This window comes from Stenotrophomonas sp. 78350_Sma (assembly GCF_056482105.1).
The window spans coordinates 854884-870621 of the sequence record NZ_CM151182.1 but is presented as its reverse complement, the minus strand read 5'-3'; the positions used below and the strand labels follow the sequence as shown (position 1 = coordinate 870621).

At 66.9% G+C, this 15738-nt stretch carries 9 protein-coding genes and 4 tRNA genes; 5 read left to right on the top strand and 8 right to left on the bottom strand.

What is annotated here, in order from left to right:
* Position 1 precedes the first annotated feature (1 nt).
* The 8 genes from secE to ACZK4H_RS03815 form a co-directional block, all read right to left on the bottom strand.
* Entirely contained in the window at positions 2–415 is a 414-nt protein-coding gene (gene secE / locus ACZK4H_RS03850; protein WP_005408202.1) for a preprotein translocase subunit SecE, read from the bottom strand.
* Between the two features lie 49 nt (positions 416–464).
* Positions 465–540, bottom strand: a tRNA-Trp gene (locus tag ACZK4H_RS03845).
* Between the two features lie 103 nt (positions 541–643).
* Complete coding sequence (tuf, locus tag ACZK4H_RS03840; protein ID WP_004154360.1) at positions 644–1834, bottom strand: elongation factor Tu; 1191 nt, start codon at positions 1832–1834, stop codon at positions 644–646.
* 41 nt (positions 1835–1875) lie between these two features.
* Positions 1876–1951: transfer RNA gene (locus ACZK4H_RS03835), tRNA-Thr, on the bottom strand.
* 49 nt (positions 1952–2000) lie between these two features.
* Positions 2001–2074, bottom strand: a tRNA-Gly gene (locus tag ACZK4H_RS03830).
* Positions 2075–2098: 24 nt separating this feature from the next.
* Positions 2099–2184, bottom strand: a tRNA-Tyr gene (locus tag ACZK4H_RS03825).
* A 137-nt stretch (positions 2185–2321) separates the two neighbouring features.
* Positions 2322–3338 (bottom strand): isoaspartyl peptidase/L-asparaginase family protein, encoded by a 1017-nt coding sequence (locus tag ACZK4H_RS03820; protein ID WP_099551234.1) that lies wholly within the window; start codon positions 3336–3338, stop codon positions 2322–2324.
* Positions 3339–3443: 105 nt separating this feature from the next.
* Positions 3444–4463 (bottom strand): cyanophycinase, encoded by a 1020-nt coding sequence (locus ACZK4H_RS03815; protein WP_099551251.1) that lies wholly within the window; start codon positions 4461–4463, stop codon positions 3444–3446.
* A gap of 170 nt (positions 4464–4633) precedes the next feature.
* Here ACZK4H_RS03815 and ACZK4H_RS03810 point away from each other — a divergent pair, with 170 nt between their 5' ends.
* The 5 genes from ACZK4H_RS03810 (at position 4634) to ACZK4H_RS03790 (ending at position 15525) form a co-directional block, all read left to right on the top strand.
* Positions 4634–7372: a TonB-dependent receptor plug domain-containing protein gene (locus ACZK4H_RS03810; RefSeq protein WP_099551235.1), complete on the top strand. Its 2739-nt coding sequence runs from the start codon at positions 4634–4636 to the stop codon at positions 7370–7372.
* A gap of 162 nt (positions 7373–7534) precedes the next feature.
* Positions 7535–10306 carry a response regulator gene (locus ACZK4H_RS03805; protein ID WP_099551236.1) on the top strand — a complete coding sequence of 924 codons (2772 nt, stop codon included), beginning with the start codon at positions 7535–7537 and terminating at the stop codon, positions 10304–10306.
* The gene (locus ACZK4H_RS03800) at positions 10303–11526 is read left to right on the top strand and encodes an EAL domain-containing response regulator (RefSeq protein WP_478473056.1); all 1224 of its coding nucleotides are present in this window, start codon (positions 10303–10305) and stop codon (positions 11524–11526) included. Before ACZK4H_RS03805 ends, ACZK4H_RS03800 begins: the two co-directional genes overlap by 4 nt.
* A 124-nt stretch (positions 11527–11650) precedes the next feature.
* Positions 11651–14887: a hybrid sensor histidine kinase/response regulator gene (locus ACZK4H_RS03795; protein ID WP_099551238.1), complete on the top strand. Its 3237-nt coding sequence runs from the start codon at positions 11651–11653 to the stop codon at positions 14885–14887.
* On the top strand, positions 14884–15525 hold the full coding sequence (locus tag ACZK4H_RS03790; RefSeq protein ID WP_099551239.1) for a response regulator: 642 nt from the start codon (positions 14884–14886) through the stop codon (positions 15523–15525). The genes ACZK4H_RS03795 and ACZK4H_RS03790 overlap by 4 nt, the downstream gene beginning before the upstream one ends.
* Positions 15526–15738: the final 213 nt, after the last annotated feature.

The following is a 15738-nucleotide window of genomic DNA, read 5'->3' as shown; positions in this document are numbered from 1 at the left end:
CTTAGCGGCTCAGGAACAACTGAACCAGCCACTGAATGACGTAATCGAACCCACCCAGCAACAGACTGAGAATGGTCACCACCACCATCACGACCCAGGTCATGCGGATGGCTTCCTGGCGCGTGGGCCAGACCACCTTGCGCAGTTCGAAGCGCGACTCGGAGAGGAATTCGCGGGTGTCGCGCCCCTTGCCGGTCAGCATGAACACGCCGATACCGCCAACCAGACCGACCACGACCGCCAACGCACGCAGCTGACCCGCCCACGCACCCAGCTGGGTTGCGCGACCGGAGTCGGCGGAGAACCAGAACCAGACGAACAGACCGGCCAGCACCAGCAGCGATGCGGCGACATACTTGACGATATCCCCACCGTTGGCGGAGTTGTCCTTGGAGTGTTCGATCTTGCTATTCATCAGGCTGTGTCTGCTTTAGCGGCCCAGGCCGCTGGATAAGGTGGGCAGATGGCACGCCAGGAGGGACTCGAACCCCCAACCTGCGGTTTTGGAGACCGCTGCTCTGCCAATTGAGCTACTGGCGTACGTTTTGAAACTTGCCTTCCCTTAGACGGCGAAGGCGGACCGAGGTTCCCGGCCCGCCATTCGCGTAACCGGCGGCGCTATGCAACCACCGGTACTGCAGGCTTACTCGATGATCTTCGAGACCACGCCGGCGCCGACGGTACGGCCGCCTTCGCGGATGGCGAAGCGCAGGCCTTCGTCCATTGCCACCGGGTTGATCAGGGTGACGACCATCTTGACGTTGTCACCCGGCATCACCATTTCGACGCCTTCCGGCAGAGCAGCTGCGCCGGTGATGTCGGTGGTGCGGAAGTAGAACTGCGGACGGTAGCCGTTGAAGAACGGGGTGTGACGGCCGCCCTCGTCCTTCGACAGGACGTAGACTTCGCCTTCGAACTTGGTGTGCGGCTTGATCGAACCCGGCTTGGCCAGGACCTGGCCACGCTCGACGTCGTCACGCTTGGTGCCGCGCAGCAGCAGGCCAGCGTTGTCGCCTGCCTGACCCTGATCCAGCAGCTTGCGGAACATTTCAACGCCGGTCACGGTGGTCTTCTGCACCGGACGGATGCCGACGATTTCGATTTCGTCGCCAACCTTGATCACGCCGCGCTCGATACGACCGGTCACCACGGTGCCGCGGCCCGAGATCGAGAACACGTCTTCCACCGGCATCAGGAACGGCTTGTCGATCGCGCGCTCCGGCTCCGGAATCCAGCTGTCCAGGGCATCGACCAGCTTCAGGATGGCCGGCACGCCGATGTCGCTCTGGTCGCCTTCCAGCGCCAGACGGGCCGAACCGGCGATGATCGGGGTGTCGTCGCCCGGGAAGTCGTACTTGCTCAGCAGCTCGCGCACTTCCATCTCGACCAGCTCGAGCAGCTCGGCGTCGTCAACCATGTCGGCCTTGTTCAGGAACACGACGATGTACGGCACGCCGACCTGACGCGACAGCAGGATGTGCTCGCGGGTCTGCGGCATCGGGCCGTCAGCGGCCGAGCACACCAGGATCGCGCCGTCCATCTGGGCGGCACCGGTGATCATGTTCTTGACGTAGTCAGCGTGGCCCGGGCAATCGACGTGGGCGTAGTGACGGACCGGGGATTCGTATTCGACGTGCGCGGTCGAGATCGTGATGCCACGCGCCTTTTCTTCCGGCGCGGCGTCGATCGAGGAGTAGTCCTTGAACTCGCCACCGAAGCGCTCGGCACCGATCTTGGTCAGTGCGGCGGTCAGCGTGGTCTTGCCGTGGTCGACGTGACCGATGGTGCCGACGTTGACGTGCGGCTTGGTGCGCTCGAACTTACCCTTGGCCATGGCTGCTTATCTCGAATTCGTCTGAGAGGTGATGCTTAAGATGGTGCTCACGAAAGGAATCGAACCTTCGACCTCTTCCTTACCAAGGAAGTGCTCTACCGACTGAGCTACGTGAGCCGAGTTTTGCATTATGACATGAACTCGATAATATTCAAAGTTCATTCAATGGAGCGGGAGACGGGAATCGAACCCGCACCATCAGCTTGGAAGGCTGAGGTTCTACCATTGAACTACTCCCGCGCCGGGAATGTCACAACGTGAAACTGGTGGAGGGAGGTGGATTCGAACCACCGAAGGCGTAAGCCAGCAGATTTACAGTCTGCCCCCGTTGGCCGCTTGGGTATCCCTCCTTACCACCCCATCCCGTTGCCGCCGAAGCGTTGCGGTGTGTGGTGGTGAGCCGCTTATTCTGCTGATGGGACGGGGGCCTGTCAACGCTTTTTTCCATCTTTTTCACACGTTGTCGCAAACCCATTGATACGCAAGGTTATTGCCCGGGGACCGGCAGGGTCTCGTTGGCGAAAATAGCGACATGAGGCACACCGTCGGCGCCGATCCAGCCCCGATACATGCCCAGGGTGTTGAACGGCGTGGCCATTTTTCCATCTGCGGCGAGCACGATCGCACCGCCATCGCCGCCCATCTGCGGGATCGTCTCGTTGATCACGCCCTTGCCGGCCTGCTCTGGCGTCTGCCCCTGATAGCGCATGCGCGCGCAGATCTCGTGCGCCGCCGCGGTGCGGATGTAGTACTCGCCCCACCCGGTGCCGGACACCGCGCAGCGCGCGTCGGCCCAGGTACCGGCACCGATGATCGGCGAGTCACCCACCCGGCCGTAGCGCTTGTTGGTCATGCCGCCAGTGGAGGTGCCGGCGGCCAGCTGCCCCTGTGCATCCAATGCGACTGCACCGACGGTCCCGAAATGCTTTGCGGTCTCCAGATCGGCATGCGCCTGGCCGCTGGCCTCTTCCTTCAGTGCACGCTGCAGCTGCTGCCAGCGCTTGTCGGTGCGGAAGTACGACGGATCGACCAGGGTGATGCCCTGCTCCACCGCGAACGCCTCGGCGCCCTGCCCGACCATCATCACGTGCCTGGATTTCTGCATCACGGTCTGCGCCAGCAGGATCGGATTGCGCACCCGCTGCACGCCGGCCACCGCGCCGGCCGACTGTGTCGCACCATCCATCACCGCCGCGTCCAGTTCATTGCGGCCATCGTGGGTGAACACGGCGCCCTTGCCGGCATTGAAGGTGGGGTCATCCTCGAGCACGGTGATCGCGGCAGTGACCGCGGCCAGCGCGGGACGGCCGGCGGCCAGCTCGGCATGGCCCTTCAACAGGGCGGCCCGCAGCGCCTCGCGCGCCGCCTTCTCTTCGGCCGGCGACAGGTCCTTGCGCTCGACGCCGGCACCGCCGTGGATGACCAGCAGCGGCGCAGGGGCCGGTGCGGCCTGGGCGAGCAAAGGCAGTGACAGCAGCGCGGACAGCGCCAGGCGCAGTTTCATCGGGTACGTCTCCAGCAGAACGAGGGAATGGATTGCAGGATAGTGCCGACCGCTGGCCGGCAGGGGGCGTATCGGGAAAGGCGAGTTGCCGGCCAGCGGCCGGCACTACCGAAGCGTGAACTCCATCTCGCCGTCGCTGACGTCGGCCACCGCCTGGTAGTCGGCCTCGGCCTGGAAATCGTCCAGGCGCATGCGGCTGCCACTGGCGACCACCGTCACCGGCACTGCATGGAAGCGCAACGGCTCACCTTCGACCAGGCGGTCCGCATCACGCCCGGGGCTGACCACCCAGACCTTGCCTTCGCCATCGGCGCTGTAGACCTGCGCCTGGCCATCGGGCTCGACGCACAGGGCAGTGTCCTCATCGACGCCGATACCGACGATGTCGGGGTCGCCGCTGTCCTGCGCGGCGCGTGCCACGAACACGATCAGGCGACCGAGCCGGTCACGCTTGTCGAAATGGGTGTCGGTGACCACGCGCTGCAGGTAGGGCATCTGCAGGAAGCCGCTGTCCATGGTCACCGCACTGCCCATCGGGTCGGCCAGCGCACCGGCGGAGGTGATGCTGCCGCCATCCATGGCGCCATAGGCATAGCCACCGAGGATGGCCAGGCCAGCGCTGGTACCGGCGATCGGCTTGCCGGCGCGCACGTGGGCGTTGAGCGCGCGGTTGAGTGCGGTGCCCTTCCAGAAGCGGATGTAGCGCGACTGGTCGCCGCCGGCAATGAAGATGGCATCAGCGGCGGCGACCACCCGCAGCACTGCCGGATCGTCGGCACCGCGACGGCTGTCGAAGACCAGGGTCTGCACTGCGGTGGTGCCGCCGATCTCGCGGTACAGGCGGTCCTGCAGTTCGTCGCCGCCAGAGGCACGCAGGATCAGCACACGGCCATTGCCGGCCTGCTTCAGCCACCACTGGAAGGCGTCCGGCACCCATTCGCCACCGCCCATCAGCATCATCGCCGGCGCGCGCGGCCCGGGGCGCGGGGCCTCCAGATCGCCGACTTCGTAGTAGGCAAAGCCCGGGCCCTGCAGGTCCTGCGCGGGCGTGGCCAATGGCCAGGCCAGCACCAGCAGCGCCAGCCAGGCGAAGGGGCTACGCAGGGTCCGGTCGAGGCGTCGCATCTTGATCTCCCTGAACAAAATCGACTTGCAAGCGTTTTCACTCTTTGCCAGATAGGGACCCAGTAGTCAAGGACATAAAAAAGGCGTTAAATGCGCGCGCCCATTCCAGAAATCTGAATGGGGGACAGGGCCCCTCCTCTGCGGGCCGGCATCATTTTTGAGAATTCCTCATGCGTAGACAGGCGATGGCGTGGTCGATCCAGCTGGCGTTGATGGGCGTGGCTGCTTCCGCGGCGGCCCAGGCACCGGCTTCCTCTTCGGTTCAACAGCTGGACGCGGTGCAGGTCACCGGCTCGCGCATTCCGCGCGCCCAGGTGGAAGGCCCCGCTCCGATCACGGTGATCAATGCCGAGCAGATCCGCTCCAGTGGTTTCACCAGCGTGCCGGACGTGTTGCGTGCGATGACCCAGAACGGCGGTGAGACGCAGAGCCAGCAGTCTTCCAGTGGCGCCGATTTCTCGCCGGGCGCCCAGCAGGTGGACCTGCGCGGCCTCGGCCCGAACCACACCCTGGTACTGGTCAACGGCCGCCGCATCGCCGACTTCCCGATGCCGTTCAAGGGCCGCAGCAACTTCACCGACGTTTCCAACATCCCGCTGGGCATGATCGAGCGCATCGAAGTACTGACCGGCAGCGCCTCGGCCATCTACGGTTCGGACGCGATCGCCGGCGTGGTCAACTTCATCCTGAAGAAAAAGGCCGACGGCACCACCATCGACATGCGCATGGGCACCACCACCGAAGGCGGTGGCGAGTCGTTCGACATGAGCCTGGCCAGCGGCTTCAGCCGTGGCAACTTCAACGCCGTATACAGCGTCGAGCTGCAGTCGCAGACCCCGCTGTGGGCCTATGAGCGCGACATCCAGGACTCGACCCAGGATGGCCCCACCGAGGGTTCGCGCATCGCGCGCCGCGCTTATCTGCGCACCGACTACGACGACAACTACCTGGACCCGGGTGCCGCCACCTGCGAAGCCCTGGCCGGGCAGAACCAGGGCAGCACCTACCGCGCCTACCGTCCGAAGTACGGTTACTACTGCGGCAGCGACGCGTCGATCGGCTACGGCACCATCCTCAGCAAGCGCCGTGGTGCGAACGGCTACGCATCGCTGAGCTACGACTTCGACAATGGCCAGCAGTGGTTTGCCGACGTGCAGCTGGGCTACCACACGATGTCGCTGATGCGCGATGTCACCAAATGGGGCCGGATGGATGCCAGCGGCGACGAGTCGGGCTACTTCAACAACCAGGCCACCGGCGAGATCGAGTTCTGGCAGCGCCAGTTCTCGCCCGAGGAGATGGGCGGCCTGCGCAATGCGATGGTACGCAGCACGCAGAAAACCTTCAGCGTGACCACCGGCTTCAAGGGCAACCTGATTGGCAACTGGGACTACGAAGCGGCCCTGAGCTACTCGCAGTACCAGTCGCGGATCAGCTGGGCGCAGATTATCGCCGCCAAGGCCAATGACCTGTTCCTGGGCCCGCAGCTGGGTGTGGATGATGATGGCTTCCCGATCTACAACGCGGATCCGTCGCGGCTGTACCGGCCGCTGACCCGCGCCGAGTACGATTCGATTGCCGCACGCACCACCTATTCGCCGAAGTCGCGCACCGAGACGGCAGCGTTCACCCTGACCAACTCGGCGCTGTTCGGCCTGCCGGGCGGTGATGCCGGTTTCGCCGCGACCGTGGAAGTGGGCCAGCAGGCCTACGCGCTGAATCCCGATCCGCTGGCCACCCAGTATTACTACTACAGCTGGAAGGATTCGGACGGCCAGGGCTCGCGCAACCGCTGGGCGACCGCCGCCGAGCTGCGCATGCCGCTGCACGAGACGGTCAACCTGAGCGTGGCCGGCCGTTACGACCAGTATCGCTATTCGGGCCACACCATCGGCAAGGCGACCTGGAGCGGCGGCCTGGAATGGCGCCCGATCGACACCCTGCTGGTACGTGGTTCGTATGGCACGGCGTTCCGCGCACCGGACCTGCACTACGTGTTCGCCGGCCCCGGCAATGACGAGACCACTGCAGAGGACCTGTACAGCTGCCGTGCCGACGGCGCCAGCGACTGCTCCGACTACGAGCGCAACCTGATCCGCAGCCGTACCGGCAACCGCCAGCTCGACCCGGAAACCAGCACCTCGTGGAGCGCTGGCTTCGTCTGGTCGCCGGCGATCGGCCTGGACCTGTCGGTGGACTGGTTCGACATCGACATGCGCAAGCAGGTTCAGGACATGGATGTGCGCACCATCCTGGCCAACGAAGCGAACTGCCGGCTCGGCACTGCCGACATCAGCTCGCCGACCTGCGTGGATGCGCTCGACCGCATCACCCGCACCAGCGATGGCCGCCTGTACGGCGTGCGCGTGGCCCCGATCAACGTCGCCCGCGAGTCCACCTCCGGCATCGACGTCGGCCTGCGCTACCGCCTGCAGACCGGCATCGGCGACTTCATCCTCAATGGCACCCACACCTGGGTGAAGAAGCACGATTTCCAGCGCTACCCCGGCGATCCGACCCTGGACCAGTTCGCGGTCAACAGCGGATTCGACATCCCGCGCACCAAGACCAGCCTGAGCGTGACCTGGGAGAAGGACGCGTGGTCGGCCACGGTCTACGGTTCGCGCCTGGGCAAGCTGCCGACCTCGGACAACTACGACCAGTCGTTCGACTGGGAAAGCGGTGACAGCCCATACGTGAAGGCGACCTACCGCTACAACGCGTCGGTGCAGTACCGCTTCGACGACCATTCGCGCCTGTCGCTGTCGGTGGTCAACGTGTTCAACAAGATGCCGCCGAAGGACGCCACCTACACCGCGTACCCGTACTACGACGTGTCCTGGTTCGACAGCGTCGGCCGCACCATCAACCTGCAGTACACCCACAAGTTCGGCGGCAGCGCACTGTAAGTGCCTGGCCAATGCCGTTACAGGAGACCCCCGCTTCGGCGGGGGTTCTTTTTTCCGCCGCCTGAACAGTACCCACGCGCAGGCTCCGGCCCGACCGGCCAGCGGGGGATTTTAGGAAACAGCTGATTCCGCGCCGTCCGCGCCGCTCCCTAGCATCGTTGCATGTTCCGCTTCCCCCGCCCTTCGCTGCAGCAGACCGTGCCATCGACCACCGCGTCGGTGTTGCTGCGCTGCCTGACCGTGTGCGTCTTCATCTGCCTGGCCGCCGCGGCCGGGTTCTACCTGCTCACGGCATTCACCGAGGACATCTCGACCCATCGCCGCGAGATGAACGCAGCGGCCTACAGGGCCCAGATCTATTTCGACCAGCGCGAAGCCCTGCTGCGCTACCTGGGCGATTCGGTGCTGGCCGGCAACCCGGATGCACCTGCCACGAACAGCGAAGGCATGCGCCAGGTGCCGCTGGATGGTCCCGGTGGCCAGCCGGGCCAACGGCTGCTGCTGTCAGCGCGCGCCGAACACACGCTGCAGGCACTGCAGACGCATCTGCTGCTGGTCGATGCGCACGGCGCGCACTGGCTGGCCGGCGGCGAGGTCGACGTGGACCTGGCCCACCTGCCATCGCTGCGTGCGCTGCAGGCACGCAGCGGCAGCCTCGACGGGGCCGATCCGGTGTACTGGCTGCGTCCGGGCGACAGGGGCGTTGCACTGGCGCAGCCGGTACAGGCAGGCCCCCATCCGACACAGTGGCTGGTGCTGCTGCTCGATGGCGCGGCAGCGGCGAACATGATCGACGGCCAGGGCATTGGCGGTTATGCGCTGCTCGACCGTGCCGGGCAGCCCGCATTGTCCAGCCAGGCCCCGCGGCTGGATGGTGCGGGCTGGAAGACCCTGCGGGAGCGCCAGGACGACAGCTTCGGCATGTTGTGGAGCGGCGGGCTGCCGCGTGGGGTGGCGCTGGTGAAAAGTGTCGGCACTGATGGCTGGCGGCTGGTCTACCACCTGCCACCGCAGCTTCTGCTGGGCGACCTGGCGGTGTCCCTGCTGGCCTGCATGTTGTCGCTGCTGCTCGCTGCCATCGCACTGCGCCTGCTGCGGCATCGCGTGGACCTCCAGCTGATCCAGCCGGCCCTGCAGCAACACCGCCGCCTGCTGGAGAATCTGGATTTCAGCTCGACGGTGATCGACATGGCGCCGGTCGGCATCTGCGTCCTGCGCCGCAGCGACCGCGCGCTGCTGCTCTCCAACCAGTTGCTTCGCGACTGGCTTGGCGAAGAAGGCGAGCACAGCGACTGGCAGGCGCCATGGCGCGGACATGCCGGCGAGCGCGGGCGTGGACTGGAATTCACCACCCGCGACGGGCGCCAGCTGCAGGTGCTGCACGCAGCCTGCCGCTATCAGGGCGACGACGTCCTGCTATGCGTCTTCCATGACATTTCCCGGCACCGCCAGGCACAGGCCGCACTGTCGTCGGCACGCCAGGCCGCCGATGCGGCCAACCAGGCCAAGAGTGCATTCCTGGCCACCATGAGCCATGAAATCCGCACCCCGCTGTACGGTGTGCTCGGCACGCTGGAGCTGCTGGGCCACACCTCGCTGGATGCCCGGCAGTCGCAGTACCTGCGCACGATCGAGAGTTCCTCGTCGGTCCTGCTGCAGTTGATCAGCGATGTGCTGGATGTTTCCAAGATCGAGTCGGGGCAGCTCAGCCTGGAGCCGGCGGCGTTCTCGCCGCGCGAGCTGACCGAGAGCGTGCTGCGCAGCTTCGCCGCGTCGGCCACCTGCAAGGGCCTGCAGATCCTGGTCTGTACCGATCCGCGCCTGCCCACGCGCGTGCTCGGTGATGCCGACCGCATCCGCCAGGTGCTGGGCAACCTGCTCAGCAACGCGATCAAGTTCACCGAGCATGGCCGGGTGGTGCTGCGCGTGCGCCAGGTGCAGCGCGAAGGTGAATCGAGCGTGCTGGCCTGGCAGGTGACCGATACCGGCGTGGGCATCGCTGCGGAGGAACAGGCACGGTTGTTCGAACCGTTCCGCCAGGTCCGCGGCGCGGCCAGTGCGCAGGGCACCGGCCTGGGCCTGTCCATCAGCGACCGCCTGGTGCGCCTGATGAGCGGCGAGTTGCAGGTGGTGAGCGAGCCCGGCCTGGGCAGCAGCTTCAGCGTCCGCCTGCCCTTGCCGGTGCTGGCCGCTGCCGAGGATGGTCCCGCGCTGCTGCCGGAGCCGCCGATCCTGGTGCGTGGCCGCGACCGCGAGCTGGTCGACAGCGCCTGTGGCTGGCTGTGTCGATGGGGTGCCAATGCGCAGCCCTTGCTGGGCGACCCGACGCTGCTGGACCATGACGGCGCGATCCTGATGGATGGCGAAGCCGGAATACCGCTGGCCTGGGCGGGCCCGCGCGTGGTGGCATCGATCGAGGGCGGAGACCAGCCCATCCTCGCCGCCGATGGCAGCCTGGTGGTGACCCTGCATGGCATGACTGCGATCGGCAATGCACTGGCCAACGTGCAGAAGCAACGCGCGGCGCAGCCGGAGACCACCCGCGTGGCAACGCCGATGCCGCTGGGCCTGCGCGTGCTGGCCGTTGAAGACAATCCGATCAACCGGGTGATCCTGGCCGAGCAGCTGCGCACCCTCGGCTGCGATGTGGAGCTGGCACAGGACGGCGTGGAAGCCCTGCAGCGGTGCCGCGAGCAGTCCTTCGATCTGGTGGTGACCGACATCAACATGCCGCGCATGGACGGCCATGCGCTGGCCCGCCAGCTGCGCGATGACGGCAACCCGGTGCCGGTGATCGGCGCCACCGCCAATGCCACCGCCGAGGAGCGCGAGCGCTGCCTGGCCAGCGGCATGCAGGGCTACCTGAGCAAACCCATCGACATCGCCCGCCTGCGCAAGGCGCTCACCGCTTTGCGCCAAGGAGACCCCGCATGACCCTGCGTGTCCTGATCCTGGAAGACCAGCCCTTCCAGCGTGGTTTCCTGGCCAATCTGTTCGGCAGCCACGCCGGCGTCCAGGTCGACGCCTGCGAAGACGTGGATGCCGCCATCGCACTGTGTGCCTGCCAGCCCTACGACCTGGTGGTCAGTGACCTGCTGATGCCTGGGCAGGACGGCATCCAGTTCATCCAGGCGCTGGCGGCACAGCCACGCCCGCCCCGCCTCGCCGTGGTCAGCGCAGCACTGCGGCGGATGATGACCTCGGCGCGGCTGATGGCCGAATCGCTGGGGCTGGATGTGGTCGGCCTGCTACCCAAGCCGGTGGCGGCCGCCGACGTGGACGCGCTGTTCGAAGCCCTGGCGCAGGCGCGTCCGGTCACCGGCAAGACACCGTCAGGCGCGGCGGCGGCAGCCCCCGAACCGGACGCGTCGCAGCTGCGCCAGGCCATGGCCGATGGCAGCCTGACGGCCTGGTTCCAACCGAAGAAGTCACTGCAGTCCGGGCGGGTGGTGGCGGCCGAAGCACTGGTGCGCTGGCGCCACCCGCAGCTGGGTACGCTGGCCGCTGGCAGCTTCCTGCCGGCGATCTGCCGCTACGGGCTGGAGGGCGACCTGTTGCGGATGATGCTCAAGGCCAGCATCAGCGCACAGGCCCGTTGGCGCAAGCAAGGCTTCCGGGTACCGGTATCGATCAACCTGCCGCCTCATCTGCTGGAGCAGTCGGACCTGCCCGATGAGCTGCTGGCGCTGACCCTGGCCCACGGCGGTACGCCCGGCGAGTTGTGCTTCGAACTGATGGAGAACAGCACCACGCGGCACGTCAGCGACTTCTATGCCGGTGCCTGCCGCCTGCGCATGAAGGGCTTCGGCCTGGCCCAGGATGATTTCGGGCAGGGCCTGAGTTCGGTCCACAATCTGGTCAATACCCCCTTCACCGAGGTCAAGATCGACCGTGCGCTGGTCAGCGGCTGCGCCCGTGACCCGGCCCTGCATCTGACCCTGTCGACGGTGATCGCACTGGCCAACCAGCTGGGCCTGACCATCGTGGCCGAAGGCGTGGAAAGCGATGCCGATCTGGCCGCACTGCGGCATCTGGGGTGCAGCCAGGTGCAGGGCTTCCTGATTTCGCAGGCGCTGCCGTCGGACGAGTTCACCCGTTTGCTGGACGAAGAAGCACCGCAACTGGACGAAAGACCGCGGGCCGCCCTGCGCTGACACGGATTCCACGGCGGCTTCACAAAATCATCAAGCGGCATTGACGATCCTGTCTGTGCAGTGGCGGCGGACTTTGCGCTGCCGCCACCGGCGCCGCTGCCCGCCCCCTGCTCTGAGACCTGCCATGCCGGCCGAGGCCGCCCCTGTACGCCGACTCGCTCGCCGCTCGCTGCGTGTCCACGCCCTGCTGATCGGCGTGGTGGTGCTGGCGACCCTGCAGGCCGGACTGCTGCTGTCGGCCGGCTCGCAGCTGTTGAACGAAGAGCGCAGCAAGATCGAGTACCACTTCCGCCGCCTGGACGGCACGCTGCGCGAGCAGGAGCGTTTCCTGCGCCAGTGGCGGCTGCATGATGTCGGCGCGCGTGGGCAGCCGGTTGCCGATGCCAGCGTGGAGCTGCAACGCGGGCCGTTGTTCGCCAACTTCGCGGTGATCGGAAGCGAGGGCGCCAGCCTTTCGCCACCGACCGAGCTGGGCGACCGTTTCCTGCGCTTCTACGGCACATTCTGGTCAGCCTCGCGCTACCCACCACCGCAATGCCTGCTGGTCGATGGCCAAGGCACGCGCGGCGTGCTGGCGCCGGTGCAGATGACCGGCGCTGACGCCAGCCAGAACAGTCCGCACCACCTGCGCCCTGCGATCAGCGACATCCACCGGGTGCTGGCCACGCAGCCAGCCCTGCAGCGCGGTGGAATCGTCTGGGTTGACGTGCCCTGGCGCGATGGCCAGACCCGTCTGCTGGCGATTGCGCATGCGCCACAGGACGCGCGCCTGTGGGGCGAGCCCAGCGATGGCTCGCTGGCCGCCCTGGCCTGCCTGCTCGATCCGGCACGTGTCGATGACTACCGTCAGGTGCTGGGTGTGCCGGTGTTCCAGCGGTTGTCGCTGTTCGATGCCAACGGCCAGCGCCTGCTGGGCGATGCTGCAGACGCCAGCGGCGCCAGCGACGCGGGCACCTCCTGGCAGGCGGGCCTTGAAGGCCTGCAGTTCCGCATGCGCAGCGAGCGCGGCTGGCTGGCGGTCTACCACGTCAGCTGGCGGCAGGTGTTCCAGCATCCCCAGGGGCCCTTGCTCGGCGCGACCGTGGTGGCCCTGCTGCTGGCGTTGGGTGGCACGCTGGTGCTGCGCGCGTATCGGCGTTCGGTCATCGAGCCGCTGCGCAGCAATCACGCGCGCCTGCTGGAAAGCGAAGCCTTCAGCCGTACCATCCTGGACAACGCACCGATCGGGCTGTGCCTGCTGCGCCGTACCGATGGCAATGTGCTGCTGGACAACGCCCTCGCCCGCCGCTGGCTGGGCGAAGACCATCACAGCGGAGGTTGGCATGGCCCTTGGCGGCGCAGCGTGCTGGCCGCCGGGGGAACCACGCTCGGCGATGGGCTGGCCTACACCACACCCGAAGGCCGCCACCTGCTGGTGACGGCGACGCCGGCGCGCTATCGCGGCGAGCCGGCGGTGCTGTGCCTGTTCATCGACCTCAGCAGCCAGCACGAAGCCGAACAGGTGCTGCAGCAGGCGCGCCGTGCCGCCGACCAGGCCAACCGGGCCAAGAGCCAGTTCCTGGCCACCATGAGCCATGAAATCCGCACGCCGCTGTACGGCGTGCTCGGCACCCTCGAACTGCTCGGACTCACGCCACTGGATGCGCGGCAGCAGGACTATCTGGCGACGATCCAACGTTCCTCCTCGACCCTGATGCAGTTGATCAGCGACATCCTCGACGTCAGCAAGGCCGAGGCCGGGCAACTGAGCCTGGAACCCAGCCCGTTCGACCCGGTGCGGCTGACTGAGGATGCACTCGACTCGTATGCTGCCGCGGCCGCCAACAAGGGGCTGCAGTTCTACGCCTGCATCGATGCCGACGTGCCACCCGTGGTGTGCGGTGATGCCGCACGGATCCGCCAGGTACTCAACAACCTGATAAGCAATGCACTGAAGTTCACCGACAGCGGGCGCGTGGTGGTGCGCGTTTCGGCACGCTGGCAGGAGCAGCACTGCTGGCTGCAGTGGCAGGTCGCCGATACGGGTATTGGCATTGCCAGCGAACACCAGGCGCACCTGTTCGAGCCGTTCTTCCAGGCCAACCCGGGCACCGACGCGATGCGCGGCACCGGCCTGGGCCTGGCCATCTGCGCGCATCTTGTGGCGTTGATGGAAGGCCAGCTGCGCGTGGTCAGCGAGAGCGGCCTGGGCAGCAGTTTCAGCGTCGAACTGCCGCTGCCACCGGCGCCGGAGGATCCGCTGCAATCCCCTGCGCCGCAGCTGCCTGCGGGCCTGCAGGTCCAGGTGCGGGGCAATGTGCGCGAGCTGGTGCAATCGCTGTGCGAACGCCTGCAGCGGCGCGGTGCACACGCCAGCGTGTACCGGGAAGACAGCGCGGCGGACTCGCCCGCGGTCGCCGTGCTGCTCGACCTGGTCCTGGACGGCCCGCTGCCGGACGGTGCCAATGGCGCGCGCGTGATCGCCTGCCGCGAAGGCGGCGTGCGGCCCCGGCACATTGATGGTTTCTGGCAGGTTGGCCTGCACCGGTTCGATGCGATCGTGCTCGCCTTGGCCGCGGCCAGTGGCCAGCCGCTGGCGGCAAGCGCCGAAGGGCGCCTGCCGGCGACGCGCCGTTTCGGCCTGCAGGTGCTGGTGGCCGAGGACAACCCGATCAACCAGGCGATCCTGCGCGACCAGCTGGAACAGCTCGGCTGCCGCGCCGTGGTCGCCAGCGATGGCAACGAAGCGCTGGGCTACTGGCAGCAAGACACGTTCGCGCTGGTGCTGACCGACCTGAACATGCCCGGGCTGGATGGTTACGGCCTGGCCCGTGCCTTGCGGGCACGTGGTGTCAGCGTGCCGATTCACGGTGCCACCGCCAACGCCGACCCCGCCGAGCGCCAGCGCTGCCAGGAATCCGGCATGCAGGGCGTGCTGGTCAAGCCGATCACGCTGGAAGCGCTGCAACGCCTGCTGACCCGGATCGCCCACGGCGATGCACCGGCAGCCGCAGTGCAGGAAGCTCCTGTATCCACCGCTACGCACGACGGTGATCTCCCGCTGCAGGTTCCGGTGAAGATGCAGGCGCTGTTCGTGCAGACCATGCAGGCCGACCTGGACAGCCTGCGCCAGGCGATCACTGCAGCCGATCCGGCACGGGTGGTTCAGGTGCTGCATCGCATTCGCGGCGCGCTGGTCATCGTCGGTGCGCCTGCGCTTGTGGACAGCGGCCTGCAGATCGAACAATGCCTTGATGGCGGCGACGATCTGGCCACCCAGGCCACCGCCCTGACCGGCTTCCAGCGACACCTCGAACAGCTGCTGCGCCCGTTGCTCGAGACAGCCTCCTCCTCCCTTTCCGACGACCCGACCCTGCCATGACCACACGGATCCTCATCGCCGACGACCACCCGATCGTGCTTGCCGGCATCCGCGACGTACTGGCCGGGGAGCTGGACCTGGACGTCGTGGGTGAAGCCGCCGACCCGGCCACGCTGATCGAGCTGATGACCCGGACCCGGCCACAGGCGGTGATCACCGACTACAGCATGCCCGGCGGTGACCGCTTCGGGGACGGTATCAAGCTGATCTCGTTCCTGCGCCGCAGCTTCCCGGAGACGCGCCTGCTGGTGCTGACGATGGTGTCCAACCCGTCGCTGGTTGCGGCGATGTATGCCGCTGGCGCGCGGGGCGTGGTGCTCAAGAGCCATGGCTTGGGCAGCCTGGTGCAGGCCCTGCGGGTGGTGCTGGCCGACCGCGTCTACCGGCCCCCGGGCCTGCTGCCGGTAGCGGCGAGCGAGCCGGCCGATGCCGATGCGGTCCGTGCACGCCTGTCGCCGCGCGAGCTGGAAGTGATCCGGCTATTCACCGGCGGCATGAGCGTGGGCGACATCGCTCGCCAGCTGCAGCGCAGCGCCAAGACGGTCAGCACGCAGAAGATCAGTGCGATGCGCAAGCTCGGCGTGGACAGTGACCAGGCGCTGATCGAGTACTGCCTGCAGGCCTCGTTGTTCGCCTGAGGCCGACTCCGGGCTGAACCCTGCCGGGCCTGCACAGGGCCTGTCGTGGCTTTAGGAAACGCCTGATTCCATAGGACGGTGCCGATTTCTAGGCTGGACGCATCCCGCCATGGTGCGCCTGCCGGCCGTTGCTGCGTCGCCGTGGGGGACGGAAGTCCGATGGCGCCTGCAGCCGCCATTGCGAGTGGCTTCCGCAGCGACGCGGCCCTGCCG

What these genes read in the sequence shown, in the direction of transcription:
- tuf (WP_004154360.1), bottom strand. Translation starts at nt 1,834, where the DNA reads ATGGCCAAGGGTAAGTTCGAGCGCACCAAGCCGCACGTCAACGTCGGC.
- ACZK4H_RS03820 (WP_099551234.1), bottom strand. Translation starts at nt 3,338, where the DNA reads ATGAAACTGCGCCTGGCGCTGTCCGCGCTGCTGTCACTGCCTTTGCTC.
- ACZK4H_RS03795 (WP_099551238.1), top strand. Translation starts at nt 11,651, where the DNA reads ATGCCGGCCGAGGCCGCCCCTGTACGCCGACTCGCTCGCCGCTCGCTG.
- secE (WP_005408202.1), bottom strand. Translation starts at nt 415, where the DNA reads ATGAATAGCAAGATCGAACACTCCAAGGACAACTCCGCCAACGGTGGG.
- ACZK4H_RS03805 (WP_099551236.1), top strand. Translation starts at nt 7,535, where the DNA reads ATGTTCCGCTTCCCCCGCCCTTCGCTGCAGCAGACCGTGCCATCGACC.
- ACZK4H_RS03810 (WP_099551235.1), top strand. Translation starts at nt 4,634, where the DNA reads ATGCGTAGACAGGCGATGGCGTGGTCGATCCAGCTGGCGTTGATGGGC.
- ACZK4H_RS03815 (WP_099551251.1), bottom strand. Translation starts at nt 4,463, where the DNA reads ATGCGACGCCTCGACCGGACCCTGCGTAGCCCCTTCGCCTGGCTGGCG.
- ACZK4H_RS03800 (WP_478473056.1), top strand. Translation starts at nt 10,303, where the DNA reads ATGACCCTGCGTGTCCTGATCCTGGAAGACCAGCCCTTCCAGCGTGGT.
- ACZK4H_RS03790 (WP_099551239.1), top strand. Translation starts at nt 14,884, where the DNA reads ATGACCACACGGATCCTCATCGCCGACGACCACCCGATCGTGCTTGCC.